Here is an 18,126-nt window from a genome sequence, read left to right as displayed (position 1 = left end):
CATTCCTCTCATGATTAGATGTGGTAATCCCTCCTGCCTTTCTTGAAGTCACCCACGGATTCGATTCAGGAAGAATAGGACCCGTCTTGTATCCGGCAATGACCGAAGGAGCTTTCACCGCGCTTGTCTGCCAGCCTGTTGTAGGCTTCGATGAGGTGGAGCATTCATGCTCCTGCGGTGTCCTTCTGCTTCATTTGCCATGTTATAATCATAGACCCCCTGAGACCTTGCGCAGGCGCTTTTACAGAGGAGTTAACGATAACTTCCGGTGGAAAAAGGGATGGTTCACGACGTTCCCCGCTCTTAGCCCCGTCTCTCCTGCACGTCCTGCTTAAATGGAAGGGTTCAATATACGGCGAGGCCGCCAGAACATATAAGCTCATGCAAAAAGACCGTATCACCCCGGCGGGCAATACGGCCATCTGATTACATATGGAGTCTGCATTTTGTGTCCAAAACATTTCTACCCCTTCGGCAGGTTCCCTCCAGCCGGGGTCTTCGTGAGCGTGGCCAGAGACAGCAGCTGCAGATCAGCGAGCGCCAGCGCCATCTTATAGAACGCCTTCGACCTTATCTTCACATAAGTATCCTTGCTCACCGGGGGATCGAACACATGATTATAGATAGTGTAATCGTAGCTCTCCTCCCTGCGCATGTATCTCTCCCGCACCAGTTGCTGTTCCCTCTGGGTAAGCCGCTCTACAACCGAATCGATCACAGCACAGTATGCCCGTCTTGCAGCAGGCACATCTACATTATGCGTGGCAATTGCTGCTGTCTGATCAGTAACCGTATGGGTTGCGCCATGGAACCGTTCCGTATAGGAGTACGTAATCCCGGCCTCTTTAGCCTCAAACGTTACAGATTTGAAAATCCGGTACTTCTCCAGCATATTCTCTATAGTGACCTGAGTCCGGCGGCGGTCAAGCTCGGGCAGCGAAGATAGAATCATCATCATTTATACCACTCCTTAGATGTTATACAGATTTAAGAACTTTGTTGCGGACCTTTCCGGTCAAATGTGTTAAAATTCTACTTGTTCGTATAGTGTTCGCCTTTTTTCATAATATACCACTTATCTACCAATTCAGTAAAACCTCATTTTCGCCCGTTTTGCAGCATAAACAAGCTAAATGCATGCCCATTCTTACCTTTTGGCAATAATAGACTCTTTATTGTTTACCTATTGGCATAAATAGCTTATAGTAAGTACAACAGCTTTTTAGGTGATTAGGGATAAGGAGTGGTTATCGATGGCAGAGGAATTCGGATACTATCTGAGACAGCTTCGGGAAGGAAAGGGATTGACCATTAATCAGCTGGCAGCGCTTGCCGGTATCAGTGGAGCCCAAATCTCACGAATCGAGAATGGATTACGGGGTGTCCCCAAGCCGGCTACCCTGCGTAAGATTGCTGAAGCGACCGATGTGTCTTACGAGGAGCTGATGGGCCATGCCGGTTATTTAACCGAGACTGAGAGCAGTACAGAGGGCACTGTGCCTGCCTGGGCCACCAGCAAGGATAAGCGGGACTTCCGCCAAATGCTGGAGGATGACGGTGAGCTGATGTTTGACGGAATTCCCCTGAACAAGGAGGATAAGCAGCGAATCAAGGACGTACTAACCGGCCTGTTCTGGGAGGCTAAGCAGATGAACAAGCGGACCAAGCCCAAGCACCCTCCAGGTAAAGAGTAAATACCAGGCAATCCAACTACTATTAACATGCTGCGGGTGAAGAATATGGATGAACTAATCAAGCGTTTGGTCAAAAAATACAATAGCAGCAGCCCCTTCGAGCTGGCTGAAGCACTGGGGATTCACATCCGGTTCATGCATCTGGGTGACGGCACCAAGGGCCTCTACTACCGCAAGCTAAGAAGAAGGTTCATCGTCATTCATAACCAGCTGCCGCTGGAGTGGCAACGATTCGTATGCGCCCATGAACTCGCGCATGACCGTCTGCACAAAGGGGTCAACCGTTTTTTTCTGGAGGAGAATTCCTATTTCTCGCCAGGCAAGCTGGAGCGGCAGGCTAACCTGTTCGCGGTCAAGCTGCTATCGGTCGGCACTGCCATTGAGCAGGATGAGTCCCTACAGAGCTATTATGCAAGGATCGGCATCCCGGCTGAGGTTGTCTTTTTTTTAGACGATTAAAGGAACGTATGTTCCTTTAATGACGCAACAAAAAACTCTTACCGCAGTAAGAGTTCATTGGCCAGCCATAAGCTGTTCGATCGGGATGACACGATTTGAACATGCGACCCCCTGGTCCCAAACCAGGTGCTCTACCAAGCTGAGCTACATCCCGAAACTATGAGATTATTATGGAGCGGGTGATGGGAATCGAACCCACGCTATCAGCTTGGAAGGCTGAAGTTCTACCATTGAACTACACCCGCACAGGTGAAATGAAATATCGGGATGACACGATTTGAACATGCGACCCCCTGGTCCCAAACCAGGTGCTCTACCAAGCTGAGCTACATCCCGTTAATATAAATGGCGCGCCCTGAGAGATACGGATGCTACGCATCCGATTGCGAAGTAATCCTATCGAAGCATATGCTCCAACGAACTCGTTCGAATCTGAAGGACACTTAGATAATTCAATGAAGCAAATATGGCGCGCCCTGAGAGATTCGAACTCCCGACCTTTTGATTCGTAGTCAAACGCTCTATCCAGCTGAGCTAAGGGCGCAAATTATGGAGCGGACGACGGGAATCGAACCCGCGACCCTCGCCTTGGCAAGGCGATGCTCTACCGCTGAGCCACGTCCGCAAATAAGTGGTGCGCGTGAAGGGACTTGAACCCCCACGTCTTACGACGCCAGATCCTAAGTCTGGTGCGTCTGCCATTCCGCCACACGCGCATGAATCAAATAAAAGTGAGCCATGAAGGACTCGAACCTTCGACACCCTGATTAAAAGTCAGGTGCTCTACCAACTGAGCTAATGGCTCATATTTGGCAGGGGATATAGGATTCGAACCTATGATGACGGAGTCAGAGTCCGTTGCCTTACCACTTGGCGAATCCCCTACAATAGATACCTATATAATGCCCACAATCTCCCTCAAATATCAAGAACATTATGGTGGAGGCTGAGGGGTTCGAACCCCCGACCCTCTGCTTGTAAGGCAGATGCTCTCCCAGCTGAGCTAAGCCTCCATATGTATGGTGACTAATAAGGGTACTGATTAAAAATGGTGACCCGTATGGGATACTCTTCACTCCGTTACGAGATTGCGAAGTATTCCTTACGATGCCTATGCTTCAACGAACCCAGGGAATTCTCATCCCATAAAAAATGGTGACCCGTATGGGATTCGAACCCATGTTACCTCCGTGAAAGGGAGGTGTCTTAACCCCTTGACCAACGGGCCTTAAAAAATTTGTGGAGCTCTCAACCGGATTCGAACCGGTGACCTCTTCCTTACCATGGAAGCACTCTACCTGCTGAGCTATGAGAGCATGGCTCCCCGAACAGGACTCGAACCTGTGACAACTCGATTAACAGTCGAGTGCTCTACCAACTGAGCTATCAGGGAATATTGTCCGCTTGGCAACGTCCTACTCTCCCAGGACCCTTCGGTCCAAGTACCATCGGCGCTGGAGGGCTTAACGGTCGTGTTCGGGATGGGTACGTGTGGAACCCCTCCGCTATCGCCACCAAACGGGCATTTACAGCGTAAATGCTTCAGGAATTTGATTCCTGAAAACTGAATCCGAAACGAATCTGCGAATTATTTTTTGGATAAGCCCTCGACCGATTAGTATTGGTCAGCTCCATGCATTACTGCACTTCCACCTCCAACCTATCTACCTCGTCGTCTTCAAGGGGTCTTACTAATTGGGAAATCTCATCTTGAGGGGGGCTTCACGCTTAGATGCTTTCAGCGCTTATCCCGTCCGTACGTAGCTACTCAGCCATGCTCCTGGCGGAACAACTGATGCACCAGCGGTACGTCCATCCCGGTCCTCTCGTACTAAGGACAGCTCCTCTCAAATTTCCTGCGCCCACGACAGATAGGGACCGAACTGTCTCACGACGTTCTGAACCCAGCTCGCGTACCGCTTTAATGGGCGAACAGCCCAACCCTTGGGACCTACTTCAGCCCCAGGATGCGATGAGCCGACATCGAGGTGCCAAACCTCCCCGTCGATGTGGACTCTTGGGGGAGATAAGCCTGTTATCCCCAGGGTAGCTTTTATCCGTTGAGCGATGGCCCTTCCATGCGGTACCACCGGATCACTAAGTCCGACTTTCGTCCCTGCTCGACTTGTAGGTCTCGCAGTCAAGCTCCCTTATGCCTTTGCACTCTGCGAATGATTTCCAACCATTCTGAGGGAACCTTTGAACGCCTCCGTTACTCTTTAGGAGGCGACCGCCCCAGTCAAACTGCCCGCCTGACACGGTCCCCGTACCCGCTAAGGGCACTAGGTTAGAACCTAGATACGATCAGGGTGGTATCCCAACGGCGCCTCCGCAGAAGCTTGCGCTCCTGCCTCACCGGCTCCCACCTATCCTGTACAGATCGTACCCAAATTCAATATCAAGCTGCAGTAAAGCTCCATGGGGTCTTTCCGTCTTGTCGCGGGTAACCTGCATCTTCACAGGTATTAAAATTTCACCGGATCTCTCGTTGAGACAGCGCCCAAGTCGTTACGCCATTCGTGCGGGTCAGAATTTACCTGACAAGGAATTTCGCTACCTTAGGACCGTTATAGTTACGGCCGCCGTTTACTGGGGCTTCGGTTCACAGCTTCGGGTTACCCCTAACCGCTCCCCTTAACCTTCCAGCACCGGGCAGGCGTCAGCCCGTATACTTCGCCTTGCGGCTTCGCACAGACCTGTGTTTTTGCTAAACAGTCGCTTGGGCCTTTTCACTGCGGCCCCCTCGGGCTATTCACCCTACCGAGGCACCCCTTCTCCCGAAGTTACGGGGTCATTTTGCCGAGTTCCTTAACGAGAGTTCTTCCGCGCGCCTTAGAATTCTCTTCTCGCCTACCTGTGTCGGTTTGCGGTACGGGCACCTTCTCCTGACTAGAGGCTTTTCTTGGCAGTGTGAGATCATGACCTTCGCTACTATAATTTTCGCTCCCCATCACAGCCCAGCCTTACGATGTGCGGATTTGCCTGCACACCAGCCTCACTGCTTAGACGGACATCCATCAGTCCGCGTCACTACCCTCCTGCGTCACCCCATCGCTCATAGCGGATTACGGTGGTACAGTAATTTCAAACTGTTGTCCTTCGACTACGCCTGTCGGCCTCGCCTTAGGTCCCGACTTACCCTGAGCGGACGAGCCTTCCTCAGGAAACCTTGGGCTTTCGGCGGATCAGATTCTCACTGATCTTTTCGTTACTCATACCGGCATTCTCACTTGTATGCTGTCCAGCGCTCCTTACGGTACACCTTCAACCCACATACAACGCTCCCCTACCCCAGATACATACGTATCTAGCCATAGCTTCGGTGGTGTGTTTAGCCCCGTTACATTTTCGGCGCAGAGTCACTCGACCAGTGAGCTATTACGCACTCTTTCAATGGTGGCTGCTTCTAAGCCAACATCCTGGTTGTCTGTGCAACTCCACATCCTTTCCCACTTAACACACACTTGGGGACCTTAGCTGATGGTCTGGGCTGTTTCCCTTTTGACAATGGATCTTAGCACTCACTGTCTGACTCCCGGCAAGAAGTAAATGGCATTCGGAGTTTGACTGAGCTTGGTAACCCTTGCGGGCCCCGCACCCAATCAGTGCTCTACCTCCACCACTCCATTCACCGAGGCTAGCCCTAAAGCTATTTCGGGGAGAACCAGCTATCTCCGAGTTCGATTGGAATTTCTCCGCTACCCCCACCTCATCCCCGCATTTTTCAACATGCGTGGGTTCGGGCCTCCAGTGCGTGTTACCGCACCTTCACCCTGGACAGGGGTAGATCACACGGTTTCGGGTCTACGTCCACATACTCAGTCGCCCTATTCAGACTCGCTTTCGCTGCGGCTCCGGCTTCTCACCTTAACCTTGCATGTTAAACGTAACTCGCCGGTTCATTCTACAAAAGGCACGCCATCACCCATAAAGAGGGCTCTGACTTTTTGTAAGCACACGGTTTCAGGTTCTATTTCACTCCCCTTCCGGGGTGCTTTTCACCTTTCCCTCACGGTACTGTTTCACTATCGGTCGCCAGGTAGTATTTAGCCTTAGCAGATGGTCCTGCTGGATTCATACGGGGTTTCACGTGCCCCGCACTACTCGGGATCCGTCTCGGAGGGAACACAGTTTGGGCTACAGGGCTTTTACCTCTATCGCGGGCCTTTCCAGACCTCTTCGCCTACTGAATTCCTTTGTAACTCCATGTGAGACGTCCCACAACCCCAAGAGGCAAGCCCCTTGGTTTAGGCTGTTCCGCGTTCGCTCGCCGCTACTGACGGAATCACTATTGTTTTCTCTTCCTCAGGGTACTTAGATGTTTCAGTTCCCCTGGTCTGCCTCTGCGTATCCTATGTATTCAGATACGAGTAACTGCGAATTACCACAGCTGGGTTTCCCCATTCGGACACCCCCGGATCAAAGCTTGCTTACAGCTCCCCGAGGCAGTTTCGTTGTTCGCCACGTCCTTCGTCGGCTCCTGGCGCCTAGGCATCCTCCGTGTGCTCTTAGTAGCTTAACCAATGCGTTTTCCCTAAGGAAAACCGCTTAGCATCGCCATTAATTCAAAACTTGTTTACACAAGTTCAGCTTAAAGGAATGTTCTAAAACGCAAATTCGTTTCGGTATCCAGTTTTCAAGGATCAAGTTGCTGTTATTATGAAACAATCACGACTGTGATGTTCGGAATAACAGACGATGTGCATATACTGTTGTAAAGAAGTTTTGGTGGAGCCAAGCGGGATCGAACCGCTGACCTCCTGCTTGCAAGGCAGGCGCTCTCCCAGCTGAGCTATGGCCCCATATAATCACCCCAAAAAGTGAGGTGTAGCTTCGAGGTTAATTCCGATTACTTTTCGGGGACCCCGGTACTTACTATTCAATTTCAGATTGTTATATGGTGGGCCTTGGTGGACTCGAACCACCGACCTCACCCTTATCAGAGGTGCGCTCTAACCAACTGAGCTAAAAGCCCATATAACAAAACTTACAGTAGTGAAGCAATCAATGAATTGATTGTTCGCTTGGCGGCGTCCTACTCTCCCAGGACCCTTCGGTCCAAGTACCATCGGCGCTGGAGGGCTTAACGGTCGTGTTCGGGATGGGTACGTGTGGAACCCCTCCGCTATCGCCACCAAACGCATACGAAAGAGACTTGCTCTTTCAAAACTGAACACGAGTGAGTGTCCGAACCCGAAGGTTCTATTGTGGAAGCGAAGCTTCCGATTTGAATGTCTTCATTGCAGAAGACGATTCTCCATAGAAAGGAGGTGATCCAGCCGCACCTTCCGATACGGCTACCTTGTTACGACTTCACCCCAATCATCTACCCCACCTTCGGCGGCTGGCTCCCTTGCGGGTTACCCCACCGACTTCGGGTGTTGTAAACTCTCGTGGTGTGACGGGCGGTGTGTACAAGACCCGGGAACGTATTCACCGCGGCATGCTGATCCGCGATTACTAGCAATTCCGACTTCATGCAGGCGAGTTGCAGCCTGCAATCCGAACTGAGACCGGCTTTGCTGGGATTGGCTCCACCTCGCGGCTTCGCTTCCCGTTGTACCGGCCATTGTAGTACGTGTGTAGCCCAGGTCATAAGGGGCATGATGATTTGACGTCATCCCCACCTTCCTCCGGTTTGTCACCGGCAGTCACTCTAGAGTGCCCAGCTTCACCTGCTGGCAACTAAAGTCAAGGGTTGCGCTCGTTGCGGGACTTAACCCAACATCTCACGACACGAGCTGACGACAACCATGCACCACCTGTCTCAACTTTCCCCGAAGGGCACCTGATGCATCTCTGCTTCGTTAGTTGGATGTCAAGACCTGGTAAGGTTCTTCGCGTTGCTTCGAATTAAACCACATACTCCACTGCTTGTGCGGGTCCCCGTCAATTCCTTTGAGTTTCAGTCTTGCGACCGTACTCCCCAGGCGGAGTGCTTACTGTGTTAACTTCGGCACCAAGGGTATCGAAACCCCTAACACCTAGCACTCATCGTTTACGGCGTGGACTACCAGGGTATCTAATCCTGTTTGCTCCCCACGCTTTCGCGCCTCAGCGTCAGTTACAGCCCAGAAAGTCGCCTTCGCCACTGGTGTTCCTCCACATATCTACGCATTTCACCGCTACACGTGGAATTCCACTTTCCTCTTCTGTACTCAAGTCACCCAGTTTCCAGTGCGACCTCAGGTTGAGCCCAAGGTTTAAACACCAGACTTAAATAACCGCCTGCGCGCGCTTTACGCCCAATAATTCCGGACAACGCTTGCCCCCTACGTATTACCGCGGCTGCTGGCACGTAGTTAGCCGGGGCTTTCTTCTCAGGTACCGTCACTCCGGTAGCAGTTACTCTACCGGACGTTCTTCCCTGGCAACAGAGCTTTACGATCCGAAAACCTTCATCACTCACGCGGCGTTGCTCCGTCAGGCTTGCGCCCATTGCGGAAGATTCCCTACTGCTGCCTCCCGTAGGAGTCTGGGCCGTGTCTCAGTCCCAGTGTGGCCGTTCACCCTCTCAGGTCGGCTACGCATCGTCGCCTTGGTGGGCCGTTACCCCACCAACTAGCTAATGCGCCGCAGGCCCATCCCCAAGCAGCAGATTGCTCCGCCTTTCATTCTCTCCTCAGGAGAAAAAAGAAATTATCCGGTATTAGCTACCGTTTCCGGTAGTTATCCCAGGCTTGAGGGCAGGTTGCCTACGTGTTACTCACCCGTCCGCCGCTAAGTCTGAAAGAAAGCAAGCTTCCTTTCAAACTCCGCTCGACTTGCATGTATTAGGCACGCCGCCAGCGTTCGTCCTGAGCCAGGATCAAACTCTCCAAATTGGTATTTAGAAAGAGCGATTGCTCATTTTGAAACATCTGACGAGAATTTACATTCTCACGATGAATTTCTAAAGCGTACAATACGCTGTGAAACTCATCACTGCTTGGATCTCACCGAAGTGATTCCCCACTCACTCGTTGTTCAGTTTTCAAAGATCAATGTCTCATTTTAGCTCTTCACCGCATCTCAGCGGCGACCTTCATAATATATCATAGTGTTTCGTTGTTTGGCAAGCTTTTTTTTGAAAAAGTTATTTTTCATTATTTCCTGCCTGCGTCTTCTCTTTAAACATTCAAAAGGAGCGCGAGATATAATGTATCATGTCGGCTCCCTTTTCGTCAAGCTATTCCATTCATTTTATTTATTCCGGTTATCAGCCCGCTTCGAAACTAGTGCTTGAACTGAGAAGAACGTCCACCCCACGCATACTTAGACAGCTCTTTCTGTGGAGCAAATCGTGCATACATACGGAAAACTGTTTTATATCGATTGGCAATCGCATGCCTAATGTTCTGATCTAAACGTTGGTCACTCATATCCAGCAGCATCTCATCCAGCTCTTTACGCAAAACATAGTCCAGCTCCTTGCATTCCTTCTCATTGAATAACATCCCCAACATATGCTTGGCCTCCTTCATGAAATTCATAGTTATCCAAAATCATCAAACGCCGTTTCATCTCAATCAAAAAGCCATTTGATGTGGGAAGCTCTATTGAAGTGCTTACACTAAATTAACCGGAGTATTGAACCTATAACCAATATCATAAGAAAATTCCATTTTGGGACTCTCTTTATTCAACCTGGCAGGAGATCCAAATGTTCCGGCTTTACTGTTATGCACAATTCCCCGGAATTTTATGATAAAAGCCAAAATGTAATTGTGCTCTCGATGATTGCTGCAACAAATAACAGAATCACAATCCAGACTGAAGCGGTGAAGGTCTGCCGCATAAAGCCCTGCCAGTTCACTGGCTCTTCCCCGCTCCGCTTCATCGCTCCAAAGAGTGCAGAGAGCACCTTACTGCCGAACTTCAGCCCAAAGGCGCAGGCAATGATGATGGCCGGAATCTCAATGATGCCATGCGGCAGCAGTCCTTTTACAATCAGCGTGAACAGATCCTGTCCCTGTATCGCGGACAAATGAATCAGATAGCCGATAACCGCACCGTTGATGAGCAGGAAGAACGCCGGCAAGAGGCCGAATAAGGTGCCCAGATAAATGATGACTACGCTTTTGATACTATTGTTCAGAAAAATGAATACAAAAAAGCTCCACTGCGGATTGGACGACTCTCTAAGGTTTCCGCTAATCTTACTGATCCCCTTCAATTGCTCATTCAGCAGCTGCTGAAGACTATCTGTGCCGAGCCAGCCCAAGATTCCCCCCGCTATGAACAGGATTGTGGCCATTAGGAGTGCGGTGCGAATCGTCCTTAGATCCTTGATAAATGTATTAAAAGATAACATGCGTACCTCCTGATTTGGATTCTGCCGAATTGCAATTCGTATAGATTGATTCATATCTGAGGTCATAAGCGCCCTGTACGAGCATACATTTAGAACAAACAAGCATTTCGCATGGGAGAGGAGCGCTGACATTATGAATTCTTTTTATGTATTTAGCGGCAAAAAGATCAAACGGTTCCTGTACATTTTTGCTGCTGCGCTTCTTACCGCCGGCGTTGTCTATGTGGAGAGGGGCAATATCACCGTATTCTCTGAAGCTGCCCCTTCTGCCATTTACAGTGTGCCGACGGAAAAGAAGCTGATCGCCTTGACCTTCGATATCAGTTGGGGAGAGAAACGGCCTGAGCCGATTCTGAAGGTGCTGGAAGACAAGAAGGTGGATAAAGCGACATTCTTCCTGTCCTCACCTTGGAGCAAAACCCATCCTGAAATCGTAACAAGCATCAAAGACGCCGGGTTCGAGATTGGCAGCCACGGTCACAAGCATGTGAACTACAGTACGCTAAGCAATGATGAAATCCGCACGCAGATCAGTACGGCCCATACAGTATTGACGGAGCTGACCGGTTCTCAGCCCAACCTGATCAGAATGCCTAATGGTGATTTTGACAAAAGAGTCCTGCAGGTGGCGACCGATCTGGGCTATAAAGTCATTCAATGGGACACGGACTCACTGGACTGGAAGAACATCGGTGTGGACAACATCGTTAACCGTGTAACGAGCAAAGCCCATCCCGGAGATATTGTGCTGCTGCATGCCAGCGACTCCTGTAAACAAACGCATGAAGCCCTGCCTCAGATTATTGATAAGCTGCGCAGCCAGGGGTATGAGTTCGTAACCGTCTCGGAACTAATCAGCCAAAGCAGTGCAAACGGCAAGGAAGTCCGCGATTCCGCCTTGCTGGATAATGGCCTGGAAGACGCTGCAGGAATGTAACTCCCTTACCTGTGTATGGCATTAGTGGCGCGGTGAGATGAGCTGTGAGATATCAGGCGTCGGTGTATTCAGCTTCGGGTAGCTCAGGTCAAGCCCCTCCAGGGTTTTGACTACAATCTTGAGGGCCAGATAGTTACGGTACCAGCGGTGATTCGCCGGAATCCAATACCACGGAGCCTTATCTATACTGCTCTCCTGGAAAACATCCTCATACGCCTTTTGATAATCGTCCCAGTATTCGCGTTCCTGCAGATCACTGGCATCGAATTTCCAGTGCTTCGCCGGATCTTCAAGCCGCTCCTTAATCTTCTCCAGCTGCTTCTCCTTGGAGATATGCAGAAAGAGCTTAATGACCGTCGTTCCCTCTTCCGCCAGCATTTCCTCGAACTGGCGGATGTAGCGGAACCGCCGCTTGGCATCCTCCTTGCTAAGACTGCCATGCACGCGGGGCACCAGTACATCCTCATAATGCGAACGGTTGAATGCGGAGATATAGCCTTTGGGCGGAGTCTTCATATGAACTCTCCACAGGAAATCGTGCGCTTCTTCCTCCAGTGAAGGCTTCTTGAAGCTGGTTACGATGAACCCCTGCGGATTAATGCCGGAGAATATATGTTTGACGGTTCCGTCCTTACCGCTTGAATCCATTCCTTGCAGGATGACCAGCAGCGAATGCTTTTTCTGTGCAAAAAGGATATCCTGCAGCTTAACCAGCCGTTCCTTCAGCTTCTCCATTTTGGCTTCGGCTTCTTCTTTGGATTTGAAGTCTCCCCGTTCATCAGGATCGAGGTCCTTCAGGCGTGTTTCACTGGTGTCTTTTATCATATAGCGCTTGATGTTCATATATTCCCTCCTCCACTCTGTTCTTTAAGATTAACCTCTTCATCTTCATTCTAACCGCTCCCCACAGGCAATGCCAAAACCCCGCCTCCCTGGTTGTATACAGAGGGGCGGGGTTTGGAGCATGATTGCTATGGTCAGATTGTGGCCGGCTTCAATACACGGTGCAGCATCAGAATCTGGAAGGCATTACAGGCGATAAGCGGTACAAGAATAAAGATGGTGGCGCTGTCCACGCCGATCCGCAGCACACCGATAATCTCCACTATAGTGATTGCTGTCATGAAGAAAAAGGTCGGGACCCAGGCCGATGAGTTCGTGCTGCGCATTTTGAGCCAAGATACAATAAGTGCAATGAACAGAATAGCCACGCCTAGCGTCAAATCCGTCCGGGCGCTCTGGTCTCCGCTGACAAAGGTGCGCAGGAACATCAGCTCAAACAACGCCAGCACGGCCAGCACCAGCTGTATGTAACGCCACGCCTTGCGCGGGAACACCCCGATGCCCGAATAGTTGAGGATCAGATATGCAAAAAATCCGAGCTGGGCGTATACGCTTACAAGCACTCCGTAGCCCAAAAGAATCAGGGAGTACAGGAGAAGATCGGCAGTGCCTTTAAACTCTATACCGCCATTCACTATCTGCAGAGCAAGTCCGGCAATGACAGCCCCGCCTGCACCGATCAAAAGCGTGGTCCAGAACAAATAAAACCATTTTCTTAAGCTCAGCGCTTCCACCTCCCCGTTTCAGATTTATTTTACCAAGGTTACCGTCAAAAAACCATTCCGCTTCAACATAAATGTTCCCTCGCGCGGCATACTACAAGCAGTAATTCTATAAAGGAGGGCAGCGCCAATGAAATGGAGGGCTATCTGGTCTGGAGGCTTGGCACTTGGCTTGATAATCACCTTGACGGCCTGCGGGGGCGAACAGAGCAGTTCTTCTTCGGGACAAGGCGGATATAAGGAAATGAAGACGATGGTTGTCGATATATTGAAAAGTGATGAAGGGAAAAAGGCTGTAGAGGAAGCTTTGTCGACTCCAAGCTCAGAAGAGGGCAGCGCCGTCAGCGGCTTAAGCATGAAAATGATGCCTATGCAAACGACGGAACAGATTCGGATCGCGGTTAAGGATACCCTCACTGCACCCGAGTATCAGAAGGAAATCGAAAAAATCATGACCGACCCGCAATTTGCCGGGGATTTTGCCAAAGCGATTAATAAAGAGAGCAAGGAACTTCATCTTCAATTGATCAAGGACCCCACTTATCAGAAGTCGGTTGGCGAAATTATGAAGTCGCCGGAAATGACGAAAATGTTCCTCGATCTTACGAAGACTCCGGATTACCGCAAGCAGTCCATGACGATTATGCAGGAGGCTATGCAGAACCCGCTATTCCGTATGGAAGTACTTACGCTTCTCAAATCCGTGGTCCAGGATGAACTGCAGCCTAAGGTTGAGAAAAAGGATGGTGGTAAAGGCGAAGGCAGCGGCGGAGAGGACAAGCAGGGCGGTGACAGCCAGAAGCAGGAAGGCGGAGACGATTCCGGTTCGGGTTCTTAATTAAAATAAGGCCTTGCCCCGTGGATGGGACATGGCCTTATTTGTTTATGTGTGTGCAAGGTTAAGGGGTGATTATTGCTCGTACTTGGCAATCAGCTTGTCTGCAATGTCTGCGAACAATACTCCGGTAGCCGTATCGGCCTTATATACTGACGGTGAGAAGTCCGGCTCGGAAATATGGTTGTCCGGGGCACCCAGCGGCACCTGGGCCAGCAGCTCTGTATGCAGCGTTTCCGCCAGACGGGCTCCGCCCCCTCTGCCGAAGATGTAATCCTTTTTGCCGCAGGAGGAGCATTCGTAGTACGCCATATTCTCAATGACGCCAAGAATCTCATGCTCGGTCTGCAGAGCCATAGAGCCCGCTCTCGCCGCCACAAAGGCAGCCGTAGCATGAGGGGTAGTGACAATGATCTCCTTGCTGTGCGGCAGCATCTGGTGGACATCAAGAGCCACATCGCCCGTACCTGGAGGCAGATCCAGCAGCAGGTAATCCAGTTCCCCCCAGCCGACATCGGCGAAGAACTGGCGCAGCATTTTGCCAAGCATCGGTCCTCTCCAGATTACCGGACTATTCTCCCGGATGAAGAAGCCCATCGACATGACCTTGACGCCGAAGCGTTCTACCGGAATAATCGTACCTTCTTCCACGATCGGCCCTTCTTCAATACCCATCATGTCCGGGATACTGAAGCCGTAAATATCTGCATCGATCAGGCCGACTCTCTTGCCCTTACGGGCCAGTGCCACCGCCAGATTCACGGTTACTGTTGATTTCCCGACCCCGCCCTTGCCGCTGGCGATCGCGATGAAGTTCACCCCTGAGTTCTCATTGATCAGCTCATGTCCCTCAAGACCCGCTGCGTGTCCTTTGAGCTTCCCCTCTTGATCTGTATCCGGCTCGTCCCCGCCGCCTTCTCCGCGAAGCGTAGCCCGTTCATAATCGGTGGCATCACGCAGGCGGATATGAATCTGTTCTGCCCCGCCCTCCGTAAGCAGGTCGCGTACCTGCTGCTCCAGCTCCATCCGCTTCTTCTCATCCGAATCCAAACATACGATGGATAATGAAATACGGTCTTCCTTGATCATGATATCGCGGATTAACTGTAGTTCGATCAGGCTTTTTCCGGATTCCGGGTCTGTAAGCGGCTGTAAAAGTTCCTGAATTTGTTCCCTGGTCTGCATGGAAAGCACCTCTGTTCCTATCCGGCGGTAAGCCCCGGTATTTGTACCCATTATAGCATTACCCCCGGAGGGAAGAGTAGTCCCACCCTTTGCCGCTATCGCTGCTCGGAGCTGTACCGCAGGATGCCCCGGTAGATGCTGGTTGCCACCTTCCGCTGGTACAGATCATCCCCAAGAAGCAAGGACTCCTGAGGATGTGACAGGAAGCCTACCTCAACGAGCACGGACGGCATCTTTAACATTTTTAACAAATAAATGGTATTCGCTGTCTTCGCCACGCGGTCCGTATTCTCAAGTGTAGCTCTCAGCTCATCCTGAACCAGCCCGGCCAAGGCCTTATTCCTCTCGCTGCTTGGATAATAGAAGGTCTGCGCCCCGCTCCAGCGGTTGGAGGGAATACTGTTCATATGTACGCTGACAAACAGATCGGCGCCCTTCTCTTCAATGCTCCGTACCCGCTGCTTCAAATCCTCCGTCTTGCGTCTTGCGTACCCCTTGGTGCTGCCCTGGGCCAGATCATAGTCCCCTTCACGGGTCATCACCACAATCGCCCCAGCCTGCTGCAGATAATCGCGCAAGTACAGCGACACGGAGAGATTGATATCCTTCTCAATCAAGCCTGAGCGGCTCACCGCTCCCCCGTCCGCCCCCCCGTGACCTGCATCAATGGCAATCACCTTGCCGGAGAGCGGCAGGCTCCAATAATTGACCGTCTTGGCAGTCGGCATGTCATAGGCGATGATTCCGATCATTATAGTGAGCAGCACAGCGCCCAGGATACCTTTTTTGATGCCGCGCCAAGAGATCCAGACCGAGACTTTATGCTTCTGCCCTCCAGACATAACAAAGACCCCCTCGTCCCGATAGATTCTACTCATCTATATGGGACAAGAGGGCCAAATAGTACTGGCTATGCTCCCTATTCGATTAGGACTTCACAGCGGCTTCCGGTGACATACCTTCAATCAGGATCTGCGCCACCTCAGGGCGTGTGAATTCAGGAGGCGGACACTGTCCGTCACGCAGCAGCGCCCGTACCTTCGTACCGGAGAGCGTCAAGTGCTGGTCAGACGGATGCGGGCAGGTTTTGCTGGAAGCCATATTGCCGCACTTCACGCAGAAGAAGCTGTGCTCGAAGAACAGAGGCGTGATGCCCAGCTCCTCGGCGGTGAAGTTAGCGAAGATCTCCTGCGCTTCATACGTACCATAGTAATCACCCACACCCGCGTGATCACGACCCACAATAAAATGGGTACAGCCGTAATTCTTGCGCACCATAGCATGAAAGATGGCTTCACGAGGGCCTGCATAGCGCATTGCTGCCGGGAAGACGCCAAGGAAGGTACGGTTCTCCGGATAATAATTCTCCAGTAAAGCCAGATAACTCTTCATCCGCACATTGGCCGGAACATCATCCGACTTGGTCTCACCAACCAAAGGATTGAGGAACAGAGCGTCCACAACCTCCATAGCGCATTTCTGGATATACTCATGGGCACGATGTACCGGGTTACGCGTCTGGAAGCCTACAACCGTTCTCCAGCCCTTATCGGCGAAGATCCGGCGGGTTTCGGCGGGGTCAAAATAGAATTCAGCGAACTTCTCCGGCTGCGGACGGTTGAGTACCGTTATTGGTCCGCCTACATAGGTTGCCGGCCGGGACAATAGTTTGCTGACTCCAGGATGCTGAGGATCAGTGGTTTTGAATACATTGTGCGCCTCGACCTGCTGATCTACTGCGTAGATGCTCTCGATATCCAGTAGACCGTAGACAACACCGTCGTCTTCACCGATTAGTGAAACCCTGTCGCCTGTCTTAAGAGTTGCTGCAAGCTCGTCACCTACAGCCAGCGTAACCGGTATACTCCATACGGTTCCGTTAGCCAGGCGCATATTGCTTACTACCGAGTGATAATCCTCTTCGTTCAGGAATCCGGTGAGCGGCGAGAAGGCGCCTACACCAATTAGATCCAAGTCAGATAAGGTCCATGTATTGAGGGCAATCGATTGATGGCCTGAAGCTTGCTTCAGCAGTTCTTCTCTCTCTGCTCCGTCTGCGATGCGCCGGATCAGTGTTCCTCCGTGAGGAAGTATTGAAGTCATCCCTGTTCTCTCCTCCTGTGCAATGCCTGTGCAGTGCCTGTGTAGTGCGGTATAGAGTGCTGATAGCTTAGTGCGTGCGGGTAAATTAATGATTAAGTGATTATATCTGAGCGATACTTATTTAGGCGTATCTTATTTGTGTTTATTTATGCAGTCCGCACTCTGTCTTGTCCGAACCGGACCATCTGCCGGCACGCGGATCTTCACCAGGCATTACAGCCCGGGTGCATTGCTCACAGCCGATACTCGGGAAATTGCGGTCATGCAGCGGATTGTAGACTACATCATTCTCGCGGATATAATTCCACACATCCTCCGTAGTCCAGTTGGCAATTGGATTGAACTTGACCAGCCCGAACTTATTATCATATTCTATCTTCTTCGCATTGGCCCGGGTAGGTGCTTGGTCCCGGCGAATCCCGGTAATCCAGGCGTCGTATTGCGAGAGAATACGGGTCAACGGTTCTACCTTACGGATCGCGCAGCACTGGTTAGGGTCAGTATTCCATAGCGCCTCCCCATACTGCAAGGCCTGCTCCTCTACCGTAATCTGCGGAGACACCCGGACGAACTCCATCCCGTACTTGTCAGCCATAATATCTCTAGTCTCATAGGTTTCCTTGAAATGATAATCCGTATCTAAATAGAACACATCTGTCGAGGGACTCACCTTCTGGATCATATCCACCAGTACTACATCCTCCGCCCCGAAGCTGCAGGCAAAGGTTATATTCGGAAAGGTCTCCACCGCCCAGCGGATAATCTCCTCCGGAGCTGCATGCTCCAGCTCTTCCGCTTTCACTTTGATTAAATCCTCTTTCTCGAGCAGGTTCATCTTAGTTTCCTCCATCCGGATATCGTCAAGATCGAAACCTACGAGGTTAATCCCGACTAATTCTATAAGATATAGTATATCCGTTTATCCGGCGAAGTCAATGGGTTTTGTTCAATTTGGAATAAAGTATTGTGAACATTAGTATTCTGGAGAAAAACAAAAAAGCTCCCAGCCATAAAGGCCAGGAGCTTCCATTCCTTGATAACAAGGGAATCTTAAC

The 18,126-nt window shown here is 51.0% G+C and carries 13 protein-coding genes, 14 tRNA genes and 4 rRNA genes; 4 read left to right on the top strand and 27 right to left on the bottom strand.

The genetic code is table 11. The features are described 5' to 3' along the window. Positions 1–463: 463 nt before the first annotated feature. Positions 464–952 carry an ArpU family phage packaging/lysis transcriptional regulator gene (locus MKY96_RS00155; RefSeq protein ID WP_445671458.1) on the bottom strand — a complete coding sequence of 163 codons (489 nt, stop codon included), beginning with the start codon at positions 950–952 and terminating at the stop codon, positions 464–466. 301 nt (positions 953–1,253) lie between these two features. Here MKY96_RS00155 and MKY96_RS00150 point away from each other — a divergent pair, with 301 nt between their 5' ends. Together MKY96_RS00150 and MKY96_RS00145 are read left to right on the top strand one after the other, a co-directional pair. Continuing rightward, the gene (locus tag MKY96_RS00150; protein WP_340937756.1) at positions 1,254–1,694 is read left to right on the top strand and encodes a helix-turn-helix domain-containing protein; all 441 of its coding nucleotides are present in this window, start codon (positions 1,254–1,256) and stop codon (positions 1,692–1,694) included. Positions 1,695–1,739: 45 nt separating this feature from the next. Next, positions 1,740–2,153 carry an ImmA/IrrE family metallo-endopeptidase gene (locus tag MKY96_RS00145; RefSeq protein ID WP_340937755.1) on the top strand — a complete coding sequence of 138 codons (414 nt, stop codon included), beginning with the start codon at positions 1,740–1,742 and terminating at the stop codon, positions 2,151–2,153. A gap of 80 nt (positions 2,154–2,233) precedes the next feature. Here the strand turns inward: MKY96_RS00145 and MKY96_RS00140 are convergent. The 20 genes from MKY96_RS00140 to MKY96_RS00045 form a co-directional block, all read right to left on the bottom strand. Beyond that, positions 2,234–2,307: transfer RNA gene (locus MKY96_RS00140), tRNA-Pro, on the bottom strand. 17 nt (positions 2,308–2,324) lie between these two features. Next, positions 2,325–2,398, bottom strand: a tRNA-Gly gene (locus MKY96_RS00135). A gap of 17 nt (positions 2,399–2,415) precedes the next feature. Beyond that, positions 2,416–2,489 (bottom strand) — tRNA-Pro (locus MKY96_RS00130). 131 nt (positions 2,490–2,620) lie between these two features. After that, positions 2,621–2,697, bottom strand: a tRNA-Arg gene (locus MKY96_RS00125). Positions 2,698–2,703: 6 nt separating this feature from the next. Continuing rightward, positions 2,704–2,778 (bottom strand) — tRNA-Gly (locus MKY96_RS00120). A 7-nt stretch (positions 2,779–2,785) separates the two neighbouring features. Beyond that, a tRNA-Leu gene (locus tag MKY96_RS00115) sits at positions 2,786–2,869 on the bottom strand. 16 nt (positions 2,870–2,885) lie between these two features. Further along, positions 2,886–2,958 (bottom strand) — tRNA-Lys (locus MKY96_RS00110). A 5-nt stretch (positions 2,959–2,963) separates the two neighbouring features. Further along, positions 2,964–3,037: transfer RNA gene (locus MKY96_RS00105), tRNA-Gln, on the bottom strand. 53 nt (positions 3,038–3,090) lie between these two features. Beyond that, positions 3,091–3,166, bottom strand: a tRNA-Val gene (locus tag MKY96_RS00100). Positions 3,167–3,306: 140 nt separating this feature from the next. Beyond that, positions 3,307–3,381: transfer RNA gene (locus MKY96_RS00095), tRNA-Glu, on the bottom strand. 12 nt (positions 3,382–3,393) lie between these two features. After that, positions 3,394–3,469: transfer RNA gene (locus MKY96_RS00090), tRNA-Thr, on the bottom strand. A 1-nt stretch (position 3,470) separates the two neighbouring features. Then, a tRNA-Asn gene (locus MKY96_RS00085) sits at positions 3,471–3,546 on the bottom strand. A 9-nt stretch (positions 3,547–3,555) separates the two neighbouring features. Then, positions 3,556–3,672 (bottom strand): 5S ribosomal RNA (rrf, locus tag MKY96_RS00080). A gap of 76 nt (positions 3,673–3,748) precedes the next feature. Beyond that, a 23S ribosomal RNA gene (locus tag MKY96_RS00075) occupies positions 3,749–6,675 on the bottom strand. A 204-nt stretch (positions 6,676–6,879) separates the two neighbouring features. Continuing rightward, positions 6,880–6,955, bottom strand: a tRNA-Ala gene (locus MKY96_RS00070). A 96-nt stretch (positions 6,956–7,051) separates the two neighbouring features. Continuing rightward, positions 7,052–7,128: transfer RNA gene (locus MKY96_RS00065), tRNA-Ile, on the bottom strand. Positions 7,129–7,175: 47 nt separating this feature from the next. Then, positions 7,176–7,292, bottom strand: a 5S ribosomal RNA gene (gene rrf, locus MKY96_RS00060). Between the two features lie 124 nt (positions 7,293–7,416). Next, positions 7,417–8,977: ribosomal RNA gene (locus MKY96_RS00055) — 16S ribosomal RNA — on the bottom strand. Together the 16S, 23S and 5S rRNA genes with 14 tRNA genes alongside form the textbook arrangement of a ribosomal RNA operon. Positions 8,978–9,367: 390 nt before the next feature. Beyond that, positions 9,368–9,598, bottom strand: coding sequence for a hypothetical protein (locus MKY96_RS00050; RefSeq protein ID WP_036692450.1), 231 nt, complete (start codon positions 9,596–9,598; stop codon positions 9,368–9,370). Positions 9,599–9,834: 236 nt separating this feature from the next. Beyond that, a complete protein-coding gene (locus MKY96_RS00045) occupies positions 9,835–10,446 on the bottom strand; it encodes a stage II sporulation protein M (protein ID WP_340937754.1) in 612 nt (203 codons plus the stop codon). A 133-nt stretch (positions 10,447–10,579) separates the two neighbouring features. Between MKY96_RS00045 and pdaB the strand changes: the two genes are divergently transcribed. Continuing rightward, positions 10,580–11,383 (top strand): polysaccharide deacetylase family sporulation protein PdaB, encoded by an 804-nt coding sequence (gene pdaB, locus MKY96_RS00040; RefSeq protein WP_036692446.1) that lies wholly within the window; start codon positions 10,580–10,582, stop codon positions 11,381–11,383. A gap of 21 nt (positions 11,384–11,404) precedes the next feature. Here pdaB and MKY96_RS00035 read toward each other — a convergent pair whose 3' ends face one another. Both MKY96_RS00035 and MKY96_RS00030 read right to left on the bottom strand, forming a co-directional pair. Next, complete coding sequence (locus tag MKY96_RS00035; protein WP_340937753.1) at positions 11,405–12,226, bottom strand: PPK2 family polyphosphate kinase; 822 nt, start codon at positions 12,224–12,226, stop codon at positions 11,405–11,407. 134 nt (positions 12,227–12,360) lie between these two features. Next, entirely contained in the window at positions 12,361–12,951 is a 591-nt protein-coding gene (locus MKY96_RS00030; RefSeq protein WP_340944402.1) for a KinB-signaling pathway activation protein, read from the bottom strand. Positions 12,952–13,078: 127 nt separating this feature from the next. Between MKY96_RS00030 and gerD the strand changes: the two genes are divergently transcribed. Further along, positions 13,079–13,786: a spore germination lipoprotein GerD gene (gene gerD, locus MKY96_RS00025; RefSeq protein WP_340937752.1), complete on the top strand. Its 708-nt coding sequence runs from the start codon at positions 13,079–13,081 to the stop codon at positions 13,784–13,786. Positions 13,787–13,858: 72 nt separating this feature from the next. Here gerD and MKY96_RS00020 read toward each other — a convergent pair whose 3' ends face one another. The 4 genes from MKY96_RS00020 to MKY96_RS00005 form a co-directional block, all read right to left on the bottom strand. Next, positions 13,859–14,968 (bottom strand): Mrp/NBP35 family ATP-binding protein, encoded by a 1,110-nt coding sequence (locus MKY96_RS00020; RefSeq protein WP_340944401.1) that lies wholly within the window; start codon positions 14,966–14,968, stop codon positions 13,859–13,861. Positions 14,969–15,063: 95 nt separating this feature from the next. Further along, positions 15,064–15,810, bottom strand: a complete 747-nt coding sequence (cwlD, locus tag MKY96_RS00015) for an N-acetylmuramoyl-L-alanine amidase CwlD (RefSeq protein WP_340937750.1) — start codon at positions 15,808–15,810, stop codon at positions 15,064–15,066. Positions 15,811–15,895: 85 nt separating this feature from the next. Further along, positions 15,896–17,071, bottom strand: a complete 1,176-nt coding sequence (gene sat / locus MKY96_RS00010) for a sulfate adenylyltransferase (protein ID WP_340937749.1) — start codon at positions 17,069–17,071, stop codon at positions 15,896–15,898. Between the two features lie 142 nt (positions 17,072–17,213). After that, complete coding sequence (locus tag MKY96_RS00005) at positions 17,214–17,906, bottom strand: phosphoadenylyl-sulfate reductase (RefSeq protein WP_340937748.1); 693 nt, start codon at positions 17,904–17,906, stop codon at positions 17,214–17,216. Between the last annotated feature and the right edge of the window lie 220 nt (positions 17,907–18,126).

Origin of the sequence: Paenibacillus sp. FSL R7-0302 (assembly GCF_038006885.1) — a bacterium.
In the GTDB taxonomy this organism is placed as follows: Bacteria; Bacillota; Bacilli; order Paenibacillales; family Paenibacillaceae; genus Paenibacillus_AQ.
Note: the sequence above shows the minus strand (reverse complement) of the source record. Positions and strands in the feature narration are given on the sequence as shown.

What these genes read in the sequence shown, in the direction of transcription:
- MKY96_RS00155 (WP_445671458.1), bottom strand. Translation starts at nt 952, where the DNA reads ATGATTCTATCTTCGCTGCCCGAGCTTGACCGCCGCCGGACTCAGGTC.
- MKY96_RS00150 (WP_340937756.1), top strand. Translation starts at nt 1,254, where the DNA reads ATGGCAGAGGAATTCGGATACTATCTGAGACAGCTTCGGGAAGGAAAG.
- MKY96_RS00145 (WP_340937755.1), top strand. Translation starts at nt 1,740, where the DNA reads ATGGATGAACTAATCAAGCGTTTGGTCAAAAAATACAATAGCAGCAGC.
- MKY96_RS00050 (WP_036692450.1), bottom strand. Translation starts at nt 9,598, where the DNA reads ATGTTGGGGATGTTATTCAATGAGAAGGAATGCAAGGAGCTGGACTAT.
- MKY96_RS00045 (WP_340937754.1), bottom strand. Translation starts at nt 10,446, where the DNA reads ATGTTATCTTTTAATACATTTATCAAGGATCTAAGGACGATTCGCACC.
- pdaB (WP_036692446.1), top strand. Translation starts at nt 10,580, where the DNA reads ATGAATTCTTTTTATGTATTTAGCGGCAAAAAGATCAAACGGTTCCTG.
- MKY96_RS00035 (WP_340937753.1), bottom strand. Translation starts at nt 12,226, where the DNA reads ATGAACATCAAGCGCTATATGATAAAAGACACCAGTGAAACACGCCTG.
- gerD (WP_340937752.1), top strand. Translation starts at nt 13,079, where the DNA reads ATGAAATGGAGGGCTATCTGGTCTGGAGGCTTGGCACTTGGCTTGATA.
- MKY96_RS00020 (WP_340944401.1), bottom strand. Translation starts at nt 14,968, where the DNA reads ATGCAGACCAGGGAACAAATTCAGGAACTTTTACAGCCGCTTACAGAC.
- cwlD (WP_340937750.1), bottom strand. Translation starts at nt 15,810, where the DNA reads ATGTCTGGAGGGCAGAAGCATAAAGTCTCGGTCTGGATCTCTTGGCGC.
- sat (WP_340937749.1), bottom strand. Translation starts at nt 17,071, where the DNA reads ATGACTTCAATACTTCCTCACGGAGGAACACTGATCCGGCGCATCGCA.
- MKY96_RS00005 (WP_340937748.1), bottom strand. Translation starts at nt 17,906, where the DNA reads ATGAACCTGCTCGAGAAAGAGGATTTAATCAAAGTGAAAGCGGAAGAG.